The following is a 13,861-nucleotide window of genomic DNA, read 5'->3' as shown; positions in this document are numbered from 1 at the left end:
GGAGGGTGGTGATCAACCCACGCCCGCCGCCGCCCTGGCCAGTTCCAGTTCCTCTCGGGACCGGACGGCGAGCACGGGCACGGCCGCGCCGGGCGGGCTGATCACCGCGTCCTCGTCGCGATTTCGGCTGAGCCCACCGGAGATGCCGAGCACGCCGAGGCCCGCGGCGACGGCTTCGGCGACCTCGGGCTGGTCCCAGCCGATGTCGCCGGTGAACACCAGGGCGTCGACCCGGTCCAGGCTCGCGGCCACCGCCGCCAGTTCACGGCGGGCGCGGTGCTCGAACACGGCGAGGGTGAACTTGGCCTCGACGTCGCCGGCGCGCACCAGGTCGCGGGTGTCGTCCGACGTGCCGGACAGGCCGAGGAGCCCGGAGTGGTGGTAGAGGCCGTCTTCCAGTTCGTCGAGGGTCACCTTGCCTTCGCGCAGCAGCCACAGCAGCAGACCGGGGTCGACGGTGCCGGACCGCTTCGCCATCATCGTTCCCTCCAGCGGTGTGAGGCCCATGGAGGTGTCGACACTGCGGCCGCGCGACACCGCGCAGACCGAGCATCCGCCGGACAGGTGCGCGACGAGCAGGTTCAGCTCGGCAGCGGGGCGGCGCAGCAGCGCGGCGGCGCGGCGGGCCGCCCAGGCGAAGGACAGGCCGTGGAAGCCGTAGCGGCGCAGGTCCCAGCGCGCTCGCCAGCGCTCCGGCAGCGGGTAGGTGCGCGCGATCGCCGGCAGGGTCCGGTGGAACGCCGTGTCCGGGCAGACGACGTGCCGTGCGTCCGGCAGGCGCTCGGTCAGCCGGTCGAGCAGCGCCTCGGTCTTCGGCACGTGCTCGGGCGCGAGCGAGCGGACCGCGGCGATCGCGGCGCGGACCGTCGGGGTGACGACGGTGGGTTCGACGATGTCCGGGCCACCGTGCACGAGCCGGTGCGCGACCACGTCGACGGTGCCATACCGGTCCACAAAGGACTCGACGTCGTCACCGGTGCCGAGGACTTCCTCCGTCCGGGCGTCCACGAGGTGCAGCCGCAGGCTGGCGGAGCCGGGGTTGACCGTCAGCACGGTCATCGCGGCCACCGCCACCCGGTGATCTCGGGCGCGTCCTCGCCGTTCCGGTAGGCGCTCGCCAGCGCCGCGTCACGCTGCTGCCGGAACCGCCGCGCCAGGTCCCCGCCCGCCGAGGACCAGCCGCGGGCCCGGGTGGCCGCGTCGGCGGCGAGGTCGTGGCGGCTCATCCGGTTGCTCGCCAGCAGGTCGTACGGCGTGGTGGTGGTGCCTTCCTCGAGATAACCGTGCACGTGGAAGCGTTGCGCACCCGGCCGGCCGTGCAGCACCTCGTGCACTGCCGACGGATAGCCGTGGAAGGCGAAAACGACAGGAACGTTTTCGCCGAAGCACTCGGCGAAGGCCTCGTCCGACAAGCCGTGGGGATGCCGGTCCGGCGGGCACAGCGACAGCAGGTCGACGACGTTGACCACCCGCACCCGCAAGTCGGGCGCGGCGTCGCGGAGCAGGTCCGTCGCGGCGAGCGCTTCGACGGTCGGGGTCGTCCCGGCACACGCCAGCACGACGTCGGCCTCACCGTCGTGGCCCGCCCACGGCCAGACCGCCGCGCCCGCGCGGCAGTGTGCCCGGGCCTCGTCGGGGGAGAGCCACACCGGTCCACTCTGCTTTCCCGCGACGACGACGTTGATCAGTTCGGTCGAGGACAGGCAGCGATGCAGGATTTCCAGCAGGGTGTTGGCGTCCGGCGGGAAGTAGATCCGCGCGGTGCCGGCCTTTTTGGTGAGCATCTGGTTGATGAACCCGGGGCCCTGATGGCTGTAGCCGTTGTGTTCCTGGCGCCACCCGTCGCTGGTGAGCAGGTAGTTCAGGCTCGCTACCGGGGCCCGCCACGCGACCTCGCCGGACATCTTGAGGAACTTGGCGTACTGGTTCACCATGCTGTCCACAATGGATACGAAAGCTTCGTAGCACGGGAACAGGCCGTGGCGGCCGGTCAGCAGGTAACCCTGCAGCCAGCCCTGGCACAGGTGTTCCGACAGCACTTCGAGCACGCGCCCGCGGCCGGCGAGGTGCTCGGTGTGGCCGGGGACATCCCGGTCGAACTGCCGCGCGGTGACCGCCAGCAGCGTGCCGAGGTTGTTGGACTCCAGCTCGTCGGGGCAGACGACCCGGAACGTGTCGGGCGCCTGCCGCACCAGCTCGGCGAGCCAGGCGCCGACGACCTCGGTCGGCCCGGCGTCGACCGCGCCGCGGCCGGTCACCGTGACGGCGAAATCCTCGATCTCGGGGAGCGGAAGGTCGCGCCGCAGGAGCCCGCCGTTGGCCTGCGGCACGCGGCCGAGCCGCAGCCGCGGTTCGGGCGGCACGGTAAGCAGGTCGGGCGCGGGAACGCCGTCGGCGTCGAACAGCTCCTCCGGCCGGTAGGACCGCAGCCAGCGGTCCAGCTCGGCCAGCTGCGCCGGGTCGCGGGCCGCGCCGGGCAGCGGGACCTGGTGGGCGTGGAAGGTCCCTTCGAGCGGGGTGCCGTCCGGGCTGGTGGCCGGCAGGCCGAGGCCCTTGGTGTTGCGCAGCACGATCATCGGCGGCGGCCCGGTGACCTGGGCGTGCGCCCGCGCGAGCGCGTCGGCCAGCGGCACTCCCGGGTCGTCGGCGTCCCGGACGTCGACCAGCAGCGGAGTCCACCCGCAGCCGGTGAAGTAGGCCGTGAGCTCGTCGTCCGACATCGCCTCGTAGAGGGTCGGCGACGCGATCTTGTAGCCGTTGAGGTGCAGGATCGGCAGCACGCGGCCGTCGCCGGGGCCGGTGAACTTCGGGCTGTGCCACGCGGCGGCCGTCGGCCCGGTCTCCGCTTCGCCGTCCCCGACGACGCAGGCGACCAGCAGACCGGGATCGTCGAAAGCGGCGCCGAACGCCGTGGCGAGGGCGTACCCGAGCTCGCCGCCCTCGTGGATCACGCCGGGCACCTCGGGGGAGAGGTGGCTGGGAAACCCGCCTGGCCACGAGAAGCGCCGCACGAGCTCGGCGAGCCCGGACCCGTCCAGCGCCAGTTTGTCGTCGTATTCGGCGTGGGTGCCTTCGAGCCACAGGTTGGCGTGGATCGCCGGGGCGCCGTGCCCCGGCCCGGTGACCAGCAGCGTGCGCTGCCCGGTCTCGGCCACCAGCCGGTTCAGGCCGGCGTAGACGAGGGTCAGGCCCGGGCAGGTGCCCCAGTGTCCGAGCGGCCGCGGCTTGAGGTGCTCGGGCCGCAGCGGCTCGGTCAGCAGGACGTTGTCCTTGAGGTGGATCATCGCCGCGGCGAGGTAGTCGCAGGCCCGGCGGTAGCGGCGCAGCGTGTCGGCTGAGGGTGGAGCGGGCACGGCGGGTCCCTCCTGGTCAAGCGACCGGGTAGCGGTGTTCGCCCAGCAGGGTCGCGAGGTGCACGGCGTTGCGGACCAGGGTCGCGTTGGCCGAGGCCACGGCTTCCGGCGTTTCGGCGAGGTCGTTGTAGTCGCCGCCCTTCATCGCTTCGCCGTTCCAGTACGTGCCGCCCTGGGCCGGCACGCTGAAGCCGGTGTCGTTGAGCGCCTGGAACAGGTCGGCGATGATCTTGTGGGCGCCGTCCTCGTTGCCGACCACGGCGGCGACGGCGACCTTGCCGAACATCGCGGGCCGTCCGTCACTGTCAGTTTCGGACAGTTCCGCGTCGAGCCGTTCCAGCACGCGCTGCGCGACGCTGGACAGGTGCCCGACCCAGGTGGGCGTGGCGATCAGCAGGATGTCGGCGTCGTGGAGTTTGTGCCGCAGTGCGGGCCACGCGTCGCCGTCGCCGAGGTCGGCTTCGACGCCGGGTTTGACGTCGTGGTCCACCACACGGACGAGCTCGCCGGTGGCGCCGCGTTCGGCGAACAGGTCCAGCAGCTGCCGGGCGATGAGGTCACTGCTCGAGGCGGCCGGCGACGGTTTGAGCGTGCAGACGAGTGCGAGTACCCGCATGGTGTCCCTCCAGGGCCGGTCACGGATGCAGCAGGACCTTGGTCCAGCCGTCGTCGCGGCGGTCGAACTTTTCGTAGCCCGCGGCGGCCTCGTCCAGCGACAGCTCGTGCGAGACCAGGAAGGAAGGGTTCGCCTTACCGGTGATGATCAGGTCGCGCAGCTGCCGGTTGTAGCGTTTGACGGGCGCCTGGCCGGTGCCCATGCGCTGGCCCTTCATGAAGAAACTGCCGTAGTCCCAGGCGATCCGGCCATTCTGCGCCTGCTCGGTCACGGCGCCGGGATCCTCCGGCACGTACACGCCGACCACGCCGATCCCGCCGGTCGGCCGCACGACCTTCACCAGGTTGTCGAGCACCAGCTCCGGGTGTTCCTCGCCGGTGTGGTCGTGGGCCTGGTAGCCGACGGCCTCGACCCCGCAGTCGGCGCCCGCGCCGCCCGTGGCGGCCAGGATCTGCTCGACCGGATCGGCCTCGGCCAGGTCGATCGGGGTGGTGCCGATCTTCTCGGCCATCGCGAGCCGGTCGCGTTCCTTGTCGACGACGTAGACCTCGGCCGCGCCGCGGATCACCGCGCTGTGCGCGGCCAGCAGCCCGACCGGGCCCGCCCCGAACACCGCGACGCGGTCGCCGGGCCGCATCCCCGCGAGCTCGGTGCCGTGCCAGCCGGTGGGGAAGATGTCCGACAGCATCGTGAAGTCGTTCTCGTACTCGGTGCCCGCAGGCAGGTCGAGCAGGTTGAAGTCGGCGTACGGCACGCGCAGGTACTCCGCTTGGCCGCCGTCGTAGGGGCCCATGCTCGCGTAGCCGTAGGCCGCGCCGTCCATTCCGTCGATCGGGTTCACCCGTTCGCAGAACGACGTCCAGCCGGCGCCGCAGTTGCGGCAGGTGCCGCAGGCGACGTTGAACGGCACCGAAACCCGGTCGCCCACCTTCACCCGGGTCACGCCGGCGCCGATCTCGGCGACGAACCCCATGTTCTCGTGCCCGAGGATCTTGCCCTGCTCGACGTCGGTACGGCCTTCATACATGTGCAGGTCTGACCCGCAGATGTTCGTCGTGGTGATCCGGATGATCGCGTCGGTGGGCTGCTCGATCTTCGGTTCGGGCACCTCGCGCACCTCGACGTCTCGCGGTCCCTGGTAGACAACTGCCTTCATGCGGGTCTCTCCGTTTCTCGTCGGCTGTCCGAACCGGCTACCCGCGAAGCCGGTGGCTACACATGCGCCGTGGCGGGTAGTCACCGGACGTGGACCGGACGACACCCGTGTAAACGAGACCCGACGACGTGGTGGGCCAGGGTGTCCGTACGCCCGTGGGCTGGCTGTCGCGTGCGCTCCGCGTGCCGGGCCGGGAGCGCCACACCCTGGTGCAGGCGGCGAAAGCTGCCTTGGCGGCGGCCGGTGCGTGGTTGCTGGCAACGCTCGTACTGCGCCTGCCGCAGCCATTCCTCGCGCCGTACGCGGCGGTGTTCCTCGTGGAGACGACGGTCTACCGCTCGGTGCGTGGCTGGGTGCAGCAGGTCGGCGCGGTCGGCGCGGTCGGCGCCGGTGTCGTGCTGGCGGGCCTGGCGGGGCAGGTGATCCCATGGCCCGCCGTGGCCTTGGGACTGGTGGTGTTCGTCGGGCTGCTGATCGGGTCGTGGCGAAGGTTCGGGGAGTCGGGCGTGTGGGGCGGCGTCACGGGCATGCTGCTGATCGCGTACGGCACCCGGGCGGCGCTGCTCGGCGACCGGCTCGTGGAGACGGCGATCGGCGCCGCGATCGGCGCGGTGGTGAACGCGCTGGTGTTCCCGCCGTTGTCGGGCCGGCGGCTCGTCGAGGCGATCGACGCGCTGGCCGGCACGCTCGCCGGGTTCCTCGGCAGCACCGCCGGGCTGATCCGCGCGGAGCAGCCGCCGGACGACGTCGAGGACTGGCTGGGGGAGGCCCGCGAGCTGCGTAGCGTGGTCGCGGTGACCGCCGACGCCATGCGGCGCACACGGGAGGAACGTGTCCTGAACCTGCGGCGACGGCGCTCCGGAACCGTCCTAGACCAGCGCGCCGAGCGGCTGATTTCCCTGTGGCCGCCGGTGGAACAGCTGATCGGCGCGGTCCGCACGGCGTCCGAGCGCGAGGAGACGTTCACCTATCCGTGGCCGGCGGCCCGCGAGACGCTGGCCGAGGTGATCGACAGCGTGAGCGCGGCCGTCCGGTTTCCGGACGACTCGGGAGAACTGGACCGAAGCCGGCGCCTGATGTCCACTGTGGAGCGCCGCCTGGCCGCCCCGGAGGACGGCGTGACCGCGGCGCTGGGCCTGCGGGCCATGACGCTTCCGGTCCGGCATCTCCTGGAGCGACTCGAACGGTGACCGGTTGGAGGGGCGGGCCCCGCGGTGTGCCCCGGCCGCGACCTGGTGCTGCTGTGCACCAGCGCGCTGCCGACGCACCTGATCCGCGCCCGCGGGTTCCGGCAAACGACCGGCCTGGCGCTCAGCCCGGGCCGGTCGCTGCCGGCTCCTGTGTCAACTTCCACCTGAAGTTCGGCTGGCTCACGGCGATTCGGGGCCGAGGAGCTTGTGGACGGCATCGGCGTCGGCGTACTCCTGCTCGGGCAGCGTGCCCAGGCGGCCGATGATCTGGTCACCGGCTCCGTGGGCGGTGGCGCAGCGGAGCAGTTCCGCGCGTCCGCAGGGGTATTCGACGTCGGTCAGGTAGTCGCGGACATCGGGCACAGGGCTCCTCCTCGTGGCTGGCGCAGTGTTGTACCGCCCAGGAATTCCCCCGGGCGCGCCGAGTAAACACGCGCCACTGGGTCCGATGTGGATTACCGCTCGTTGTCGACGCGGCGGCGGTGGCGGCAGGACGTGCAGACCACCGTCTGCCCGATCTCACCCCCGCCCTCGGTGACGAGCCGGGCCACGTGCAGCGCGGTCTGGCCGCAGATCTCGCACTCGAGGGGGGTGCTGTCGGGCCTGATGACCATTCGGGTACTCATAGGACCTCCGTGGTGTCGCTGGTGTCGGTCGGCGGCCCGGGTCTCCGGTGTGGGGCGAGGCTGCCGAACCGGATCACGACGACGGTTGCTCCTCAGCGGTGCGCAGCGTCCGGACGGTTGCGTCCGGGTGCCGGGACAGCGGCGTGAGCGGCAGGGTCGGAATCTCCGCCACCCGTTCCAGGTGGCGCAGCAGAATCCCTTCCCGAAGCGCCCACGGGCAGATCTCGACACGCTTCACGTCCAGCGCCGACAGCGTCACCTCCGCGCTGAGCGCGCCGGCCACAACTTGGCGCGCGCGTGAGCGCGAAATACCGCGGAGGCAGGCGCGCTTGGCCGCCGAGACCTCGGCCAGCCGCGGAATCCACTCCCGCAGCGAGGCCACCTCCAGCTCACGCGCCACGAACGGTCCCTTGCGCTGCGGGGCCGCGCCGGCGAGGCGGGCCAGCTGCTTGAACGTCTTGGAGGTGGCGACAACCCGCCGCGGCAGGCCTTCCCAGCGCAGGCGGTCGAGCACCTCCGACAGCGTGTCGCGGGTGTGCCGGCGCACCGCCTTCACCTGCTTGCCCGTCGGCGGATCGGCGGTCAGGAACTCGCGGGTGAGCCGCCCGGCGCCCAGTGGCAGCGAGAGCGCCAGCTCGGGCTCGACGTCGCGGCCCAGCACCAGCTCCATCGACCCGCCGCCGATGTCGACGAGTAGCAGCCGCCCGGCCGACCAGCCGTACCAGCGGCGCGCGGCGAGATACGTCAGGCGGGCCTCTTCCTCACCCGAGAGGAACTGCGGGCGGATGCCGGACTCGGCCTCGATGCGGTTGATGACCTCATCGCGGTTGGCGGCGTCGCGGATCGCCGCCGTGATGAGGGGGTAGAGCTGGTCGACGCCCATGCGCACGGCCGCGTCCACGGCCCGGCCGACCGCCTCGGCCGCCCGCGTGACACCGGTTTCACTCAGCGCGCCGTTGAGCAACAGCTCCTCGGCCAGCAATGTCGGCTCCTTCACCGCGTGCGCGGGCAGTGGCGGCGCCGCGGCGGACACGTCCACCGCCTGTAACTGGGCGGAATTGGACCCGATGTCCAATACGGCAAGTCTCATCCGTTCGGTGTACCCCGGTCGGGACGGCTTACACCCGAACGGAGGTTTCCGCCGTTCACCGAACGGGAACCCGATCGCCTATGCCGTCGCCGCAGGGAGCCGCGCCCCCGGACTCGACCGATCTCACCCGGCTGCGCCGTGCCGCCGCCGACTGCACAGGGTGTGCGCTGTACCGCTCCGCGAACCGGACGGTGTTCGGCGAGGGGCCGCGCGGGGCCGAGGTTTTCGTTGCCGGGGAACAACCCGGTGATCAGGAGGACAAGCAGGGCAAACCCTTCGTCGGCCCGGCCGGCCGTCTGCTCGACGACGCGCTCGCCGAGGCCGGGTTCGACCGGGAGGCGCTGTACGTCACGAACGCCGTGAAGCACTTCAAGTTCACCGAACGCGGCAAGCGGCGCATCCACGAGAAGCCCTCGCGCACCGAGGTCGTGGCGTGCCGGCCGTGGCTGGTCGCGGAGCTGCGGGCCGTGCGCCCTCGGCTGGTGCTGCTGCTGGGCGCCACCGCGGCTCAGTCGGTCTACGGCACGGCGTTCCGGATCACGAATCAGCGGGGCCGGCCCCTGGATCCCTCCGAGGAATTCGCCGGGCTGTTCGACGTCGCCGTCGCGACCGTGCACCCGTCGGCGGTTCTGCGCGCGCCCGACCGTGAGACGGCCCGGGCGGAGTTCGTCGCCGACCTCGAAGCGGCGCGCGAGAACCTCGGCACGACGGGGTAACCGCACGGTATGACGGACGAAACCCTGGTCGTGATCGGCAGCGGCCAGGCGGGCATCACCGCCGCGCGGGCCTACCGCGAAGCCGGCGGGAGGGGCCGGGTGCGGGTGGTGTCCGCGGACCCGGGCCCGCCCTACGCGCGGCCGCCGCTGTCGAAGGACTTCCTGCGCGGCGAGTCCGGCGAGCCGGACCTCGCCCTCGACGATCCGGGCCCGGACGTGGAACTCGTCCTGGGCGATCCCGTGGCGGAACTCGGCGAGCACGAGATCCGCACCGAATCCGGCGTGATCCACCCGTTCACCCGCTGCGTGCTGGCGACCGGCGCGGAACCCGTCCGTCCACCGATTCCCGGCGCGGACCACCCGGACGTGCGCTGCCTGCGGTCGCTGACGAGTTCCCGCGAACTGCGAGCCGCGGCCGGTGCCGCTCGCAGCGCCGTCGTGGTGGGGCCGGCTTCATCGGCTGCGAGGCCGCGGTGTCGTTGTCGCGCCTCGGGGTCCAGGTGACGATGCTGTGTCCCGATTCCGTGCCGCAGCGGCAACGTCTCGGGCGCGACGCCGGTGAGCTGATCCTGCACTGGCTCAAGTCCGAGGGCGTCAGCGTGCTGCGTGAAACGCCGCTCGACGCGGTCACCGAAGGGCACCGTGTCCACACGGGACTCGCGCCCGCGCTCGACACCGACCTGATCCTGCTCGCCACCGGCGCCCGGCCGTGTGTGGAGCTCGCCGAAAAGGCCGGGCTCACTGTGGAAAACGGTCGTGTGCGCACCGACCAGCGCCTGCGCACCAGCCGCCCGGACGTCTACGCGGCCGGCGACGTCGCGCTGGCCTACAACCCCTCGGCCGGGCGCGCGCTGGCCGTCAAGCACTGGGGCGAGGGACTCGCGATGGGTGAGGTCGCGGGCCGTTCGGCGGCGGGCGCGGAAACGGTCTGGGACGCGGTCCCCGGGTTCTGGTCGGAAATCGGCGATCACGTGCTGAAGTACGCGGCCTGGGGCGACGGCTTCGACGACGCCCGGCCGGTGTCGGTCGACGGCGGGTTCACCGTCTGGTACGAGCGCCGCGGCACCGCGCTCGGCGTGCTCACGTACAACGCCGACGAGGACTACGAACGCGGCACCGAACTGATCCGCGAGCATCGTCCGATTCCCCTGCTTTGAATCGCACGGCGCGGGGTAACCGGGGAGCGTACCGACGCCCTGACCGCACAGGAGATCCCATGTCCGACGCACAGCGCCCACCGCAGCAGCAGGAACCACCCGGCGTCACGGAGGACATGGAGCCCCGGCCGCGGGACATCATGGCCGACTACACCGGCAGCGGGCTCCTCGACGGGCGCCGCGCGCTGATCACCGGAGGCGACTCGGGCATCGGCCGCGCGGTGGCGATCGCGTTCGCCAAGGAGGGCGCCGACGTCGCCATCGCCTACCTGGAAGAACACGACGACGCGAAGTACACGGCGAGCCGCGTGGAGGCCGAGGGCCGCGAATGCCTGCTGCTGCCCGGGGATCTCGCGGACGCGCAGCAGTGCCGGGACGTCGTCGCCCGCACTCTCGACCGGCTCGGCGGCCTCGATCTGCTCGTGAACAACGCGGCGGTGCAGTGGCCGGTGGACTCGCCGGAGGAGCTCAGCGACGAGCAGTGGTTGCGCACGTTCGACGTGAACATGCACAGCTACTTCCGCGTGACCGCCGCCGCGCTGCCGCACCTGGGCGAGGGCTCGTCGATCATCAACACCGGCTCGGTCAACGGCTTGCGCGGCAACAAGTCCCTGATCGACTACTCGGCCACCAAGGGCGCGATCCACGCGTGGACGTACTCGATGGCCCAGGCATTGGCCGAGCGCGGCATCCGCGTGAACTGCGTGGCGCCGGGTCCGGTGTGGACGCCCCTCATTCCCTCGACGTTCCCACCCGAGAAGGTCGAAAGCTTCGGCTCGCAGGTGCCGTTCAACCGCGCGGCGCACCCCGACGAACTGGCGCCCTCGTACGTTTTCCTCGCCGCGAACCGGCTTTCGTCGTACTACAGCGGCGAGGTCCTCGCCGCTCTCGGCGGCGAGACCACGCCCGGCTGATCAGGAACCGGTGATTACCTCCTTGCTGGCGACTACGCCCTCGGCCGGAACCGGTTCCGGCGTGCTTCCATGGCCATCTTCGGTGTCTACCTGCGGTAGCGCGGTTCCCGGAGTCGAGCCCGCCGGTACCGACCATCAGGCGCCGGACGAGTCCGGCTGAGCCGGGAATCGCCGGATTTCGTGGAGTTTTCCGGTGGTCACGTCGAACACGAATCCCCGCACGGACGCCTTCGCGGGGATGAACGGCGAGTTCTCGATCCGGGCGATCGACTGGCGGACGTCCTCGTCCAGGTCGGCGAACGCCTCGGCGGCCCACGCGGGCTTGACGCCGGTATCGTCCTGAATGGACTTCTTGAACTGGTCGTCGGTGAAGGTGAGCATGCCGCAATCGGTGTGGTGGATGAGGATGATTTCCTCGGTGCCGAGCAGGCGCTGGCTGATGGCGAGCGAGCGGATCTCGTCCTCGGTGATCACGCCGCCGGCGTTGCGGATCACGTGCGCCTCGCCCTCGTTGAGGCCGAGCACGGCGTAGACGTTGATGCGCGCGTCCATGCACGCCACCACCGCGACGTGTTTGGCCGGCGGCAAGGGGAGGGGGCCGGAGAACTGCTCGGCGTAGCGGGCGTTGTTGGCCAGGAGTTCGTCGGTGACGGACATGGCGAGTCCCCTTCCGGAGTGGGTGTCCTCGCCGAGTGGACTGCCCCGGCTGTTTGTGCGCAATGGGGTCCAGCCAGTGGAAACTCAGCCACGTGTCCTCAGCGGCCGAGGGCGGATTGCAGCTCCTTTTTCGTCATGGTGGAGCGCCCCTTGATGTTGCGCTTCTTGGCCTCGTTGTACAGCTGCTCCTTGGTCGGCCCGCCCGGGCCCTGCCGGTTCCCCGACCGCTTCCCGCCACGCTTTTGCGGGGACATGTCCTGCGTCGAGCTCTTGCTGGCCGTGCGGGATTCGCCGGACTGAGCGCGGTTCTTGTTGACCGTCCGCGCGGCGATCTCCTTCGCCCGACCCGTACTGGCGCCACGCTTCTTCTGCGACGACTTGATGTGCTCGTACTGACGTTCGCGCTTGTCACTCCAGCTCTGCTCGGGCATGGCTCCTCCTCTGTCGTGACCAGCGCTTACCCGCGGTAGTCGCCGGCGAAACACCCCACGAGGATGGTCTCGCGATACCCGCCGCTGTCGGTGACGAACCGCCGGATCCGATTCAGCCGTTTTGTCGCGTTCGGAGTAGGCGGTGGACTCACAGCGGAAACATGCCGGTAACACCGCCCGGTTAGCTTCCTGCCGCGGGTCGGCGAGATGAGGAGACGTACGGGCGTGGTGGATACGGGAAGCACGGCGTGGTTGCTCGTCAGCGCGGCACTGGTGATGCTGATGACGCCGGGTCTCGCGCTGTTCTACGGCGGGATGGTCCGCGCGCGGAGTGTGTTGAACGTGATGGCGATGACGTTCATCTGTCTCGCGACCGTCGGCCTCGTCTGGGTGGTCTACGGGTATTCGCTCGCGTTCGGCGCCGATTGGTTCGGCGGGCTGCTCGGCGATCTGCGGCTGGCCGGTCTGCGCGGGATCGCGGAGCAGACGATCGGGCCGGCAGGGAACAAGGTGCCGCTGTTCGCGTTCGTCGCCTTCCAGATGATGTTCGCGGTCGTCACGGTGGCGCTGCTGGCCGGCGCGATCGCCGAGCGGGCGCGGTTCTGGACGTGGACGGTGTTTTCCGTCGTGTGGGTCACTCTGGTCTACCTGCCGGTGGCGCACTGGGTCTTCGCACCCGACGGGTGGATCGCGAGCAAGCTGCACGTGCTGGACTTCGCGGGCGGCACCGTCGTCGAGGTGAATTCCGGTGCCGCCGCGCTGGCGCTGGCGATCGTGCTCGGTCGCCGCCACGGCTGGCCGAGGCAGGCCGCCCGGCCGCACAACCTGCCTTTCGTGATGTTCGGCGCCGGGCTGCTGTGGTTCGGCTGGTTCGGCTTCAACGCCGGCTCCGCGCTGGTGGCGAAGAACTTGGCCGCCACGTCGTTCTTGAACACCACCGTCGCGGGGGCGGTCGCGGTGTTGGGCTGGCTGCTCGTCGAGCAGTTCCGCGACGGGAAACCGACCACCCTCGGCGCCGCGTCCGGTGCGGTGGCCGGGCTGGTGGGGATCACGCCCGGGTGTGCCTACGTCGAACCGCTCGGCGCGATCGCGATCGGCCTGGTGGCGGGGGTGGCGTGTTCGTTCGCCGTGGGACTGAAGTACCGGTTCGGGTTCGACGACGCACTGGATGTGGTCGCGGTGCACGGCATCGGCGGCTTGATCGGGACACTGCTGATCGGCCTGTTCGCGACCGTCAGCGTGGATCCACAGGGGGTCGACGGCCTGTTCTACGGCGGCGGACTCGACCAGCTGTGGCGCCAAGCGGCCGGGACGTTCGCAGTACTAGGGTACTCGCTGGTCGTGACCTTCCTGATCGGCTGGGTCATGCACAAGTTCATGGGATTCCGGCTCGACCGCGAGGCTGAGATCGACGGTGTCGACGAGGCCGAGCACGCCGAAGGCGCGTATGAGCTGGCAGTCCAATCCGGACGCCGGGGCAGCGTGCCCGCCGGTGCCCCGGGATCGCACCGGCCGGCACGCGAGGAGACTCGATGAAGCTGCTGACCGCCGTCGTCAAACCGTTCGTGCTCGACGACGTCCGGGTTGCCCTGGAGGAACTCGGCATCGCGGGCATGACGGTCACCGAGGTCCGCGGATACGGCCGGCAGAAAGGCCACACCGAGATCTACCGCGGCGCCGAATACGCGATCGACTTCATCACGAAGCTCCGCCTGGAAATCCTCCTCGATGACGACCAGGTCGAGGCGGTGCTGCGCACGGTGCGCGAGACCGCCCACACCGGCAAGATCGGCGACGGCAAGATCTGGGTCACCCCGGTGGAAACCGTCGTCCGCGTCCGCACCGGCGAACGCGGATCTGACGCTCTGTAGGCCTGCCCTGCTCCGCAACAGAACCCATTACCGAAACCCCGGGTCGGCTCGATCCGCGTTGACGTGCCGGCCGATCGTCCCTAG

Annotated in this window: 14 protein-coding genes and 1 pseudogene; 6 read left to right on the top strand and 9 right to left on the bottom strand. The window is 70.8% G+C overall.

All coding sequences use genetic code 11. From position 1 onward, the window contains the following. Positions 1-12: 12 nt before the first annotated feature. Genes AB0M56_RS16385 through AB0M56_RS16370 form a run of 4 tightly spaced genes read right to left on the bottom strand, consistent with a single transcriptional unit; the run spans position 13 to position 5,125 of the window. Positions 13-1,068, bottom strand: coding sequence for an acetate kinase (locus AB0M56_RS16385; protein ID WP_364176421.1), 1,056 nt, complete (start codon positions 1,066-1,068; stop codon positions 13-15). Continuing rightward, positions 1,056-3,353: a phosphoketolase family protein gene (locus tag AB0M56_RS16380; protein WP_364176230.1), complete on the bottom strand. Its 2,298-nt coding sequence runs from the start codon at positions 3,351-3,353 to the stop codon at positions 1,056-1,058. The genes AB0M56_RS16385 and AB0M56_RS16380 overlap by 13 nt, the downstream gene beginning before the upstream one ends. A 16-nt stretch (positions 3,354-3,369) precedes the next feature. Further along, positions 3,370-3,969, bottom strand: a complete 600-nt coding sequence (locus tag AB0M56_RS16375) for an NAD(P)H-dependent oxidoreductase (RefSeq protein WP_364176227.1) — start codon at positions 3,967-3,969, stop codon at positions 3,370-3,372. A 19-nt stretch (positions 3,970-3,988) separates the two neighbouring features. Then, positions 3,989-5,125, bottom strand: coding sequence for a glutathione-independent formaldehyde dehydrogenase (locus tag AB0M56_RS16370; protein WP_364176224.1), 1,137 nt, complete (start codon positions 5,123-5,125; stop codon positions 3,989-3,991). Between the two features lie 155 nt (positions 5,126-5,280). On the opposite strand from AB0M56_RS16370, the gene AB0M56_RS16365 reads away from it, so the two are divergent. Then, positions 5,281-6,315, top strand: a complete 1,035-nt coding sequence (locus tag AB0M56_RS16365; RefSeq protein ID WP_364176221.1) for a hypothetical protein — start codon at positions 5,281-5,283, stop codon at positions 6,313-6,315. 180 nt (positions 6,316-6,495) lie between these two features. Here AB0M56_RS16365 and AB0M56_RS16360 read toward each other — a convergent pair whose 3' ends face one another. From AB0M56_RS16360 to AB0M56_RS16350, 3 genes are all read right to left on the bottom strand, one after another. Continuing rightward, entirely contained in the window at positions 6,496-6,678 is a 183-nt protein-coding gene (locus AB0M56_RS16360) for a DUF2795 domain-containing protein (RefSeq protein ID WP_364176218.1), read from the bottom strand. A 92-nt stretch (positions 6,679-6,770) separates the two neighbouring features. Then, positions 6,771-6,941, bottom strand: coding sequence for a hypothetical protein (locus AB0M56_RS16355; RefSeq protein ID WP_364176215.1), 171 nt, complete (start codon positions 6,939-6,941; stop codon positions 6,771-6,773). A gap of 73 nt (positions 6,942-7,014) precedes the next feature. Further along, positions 7,015-8,031: a hypothetical protein gene (locus AB0M56_RS16350; protein WP_364176213.1), complete on the bottom strand. Its 1,017-nt coding sequence runs from the start codon at positions 8,029-8,031 to the stop codon at positions 7,015-7,017. An 80-nt stretch (positions 8,032-8,111) separates the two neighbouring features. Here AB0M56_RS16350 and AB0M56_RS16345 point away from each other — a divergent pair, with 80 nt between their 5' ends. From AB0M56_RS16345 to AB0M56_RS16335, 3 genes and pseudogenes are all read left to right on the top strand, one after another. Further along, positions 8,112-8,747: a UdgX family uracil-DNA binding protein gene (locus AB0M56_RS16345; protein ID WP_364176210.1), complete on the top strand. Its 636-nt coding sequence runs from the start codon at positions 8,112-8,114 to the stop codon at positions 8,745-8,747. Positions 8,748-8,756: 9 nt separating this feature from the next. Next, positions 8,757-9,904 (top strand): annotated as a pseudogene (locus AB0M56_RS16340) (FAD/NAD(P)-binding oxidoreductase). 59 nt (positions 9,905-9,963) lie between these two features. Continuing rightward, a complete protein-coding gene (locus AB0M56_RS16335) occupies positions 9,964-10,818 on the top strand; it encodes an SDR family oxidoreductase (RefSeq protein ID WP_364176207.1) in 855 nt (284 codons plus the stop codon). 135 nt (positions 10,819-10,953) lie between these two features. Here AB0M56_RS16335 and AB0M56_RS16330 read toward each other — a convergent pair whose 3' ends face one another. Beyond that, complete coding sequence (locus AB0M56_RS16330; protein ID WP_364176204.1) at positions 10,954-11,475, bottom strand: carbonic anhydrase; 522 nt, start codon at positions 11,473-11,475, stop codon at positions 10,954-10,956. A 98-nt stretch (positions 11,476-11,573) separates the two neighbouring features. Then, positions 11,574-11,906 carry a plasmid stabilization protein gene (locus AB0M56_RS16325; protein WP_364176202.1) on the bottom strand — a complete coding sequence of 111 codons (333 nt, stop codon included), beginning with the start codon at positions 11,904-11,906 and terminating at the stop codon, positions 11,574-11,576. 225 nt (positions 11,907-12,131) lie between these two features. Between AB0M56_RS16325 and AB0M56_RS16320 the strand changes: the two genes are divergently transcribed. Then, positions 12,132-13,442 (top strand): ammonium transporter, encoded by a 1,311-nt coding sequence (locus AB0M56_RS16320; protein ID WP_364176200.1) that lies wholly within the window; start codon positions 12,132-12,134, stop codon positions 13,440-13,442. Further along, positions 13,439-13,777, top strand: a complete 339-nt coding sequence (locus AB0M56_RS16315) for a P-II family nitrogen regulator (RefSeq protein WP_364176197.1) — start codon at positions 13,439-13,441, stop codon at positions 13,775-13,777. Before AB0M56_RS16320 ends, AB0M56_RS16315 begins: the two co-directional genes overlap by 4 nt. Positions 13,778-13,861 lie beyond the last annotated feature (84 nt).

Origin of the sequence: Amycolatopsis sp. NPDC051372, from assembly GCF_040682095.1 — a bacterium.
GTDB lineage: Bacteria > Actinomycetota > Actinomycetes > Mycobacteriales > Pseudonocardiaceae > Amycolatopsis.
Note: the sequence above shows the minus strand (reverse complement) of the source record. Positions and strands in the feature narration are given on the sequence as shown.

What these genes read in the sequence shown, in the direction of transcription:
- AB0M56_RS16335 (WP_364176207.1), top strand. Translation starts at nt 9,964, where the DNA reads ATGTCCGACGCACAGCGCCCACCGCAGCAGCAGGAACCACCCGGCGTC.
- AB0M56_RS16370 (WP_364176224.1), bottom strand. Translation starts at nt 5,125, where the DNA reads ATGAAGGCAGTTGTCTACCAGGGACCGCGAGACGTCGAGGTGCGCGAG.
- AB0M56_RS16315 (WP_364176197.1), top strand. Translation starts at nt 13,439, where the DNA reads ATGAAGCTGCTGACCGCCGTCGTCAAACCGTTCGTGCTCGACGACGTC.
- AB0M56_RS16375 (WP_364176227.1), bottom strand. Translation starts at nt 3,969, where the DNA reads ATGCGGGTACTCGCACTCGTCTGCACGCTCAAACCGTCGCCGGCCGCC.
- AB0M56_RS16325 (WP_364176202.1), bottom strand. Translation starts at nt 11,906, where the DNA reads ATGCCCGAGCAGAGCTGGAGTGACAAGCGCGAACGTCAGTACGAGCAC.
- AB0M56_RS16355 (WP_364176215.1), bottom strand. Translation starts at nt 6,941, where the DNA reads ATGAGTACCCGAATGGTCATCAGGCCCGACAGCACCCCCCTCGAGTGC.
- AB0M56_RS16345 (WP_364176210.1), top strand. Translation starts at nt 8,112, where the DNA reads ATGCCGTCGCCGCAGGGAGCCGCGCCCCCGGACTCGACCGATCTCACC.
- AB0M56_RS16330 (WP_364176204.1), bottom strand. Translation starts at nt 11,475, where the DNA reads ATGTCCGTCACCGACGAACTCCTGGCCAACAACGCCCGCTACGCCGAG.
- AB0M56_RS16350 (WP_364176213.1), bottom strand. Translation starts at nt 8,031, where the DNA reads ATGAGACTTGCCGTATTGGACATCGGGTCCAATTCCGCCCAGTTACAG.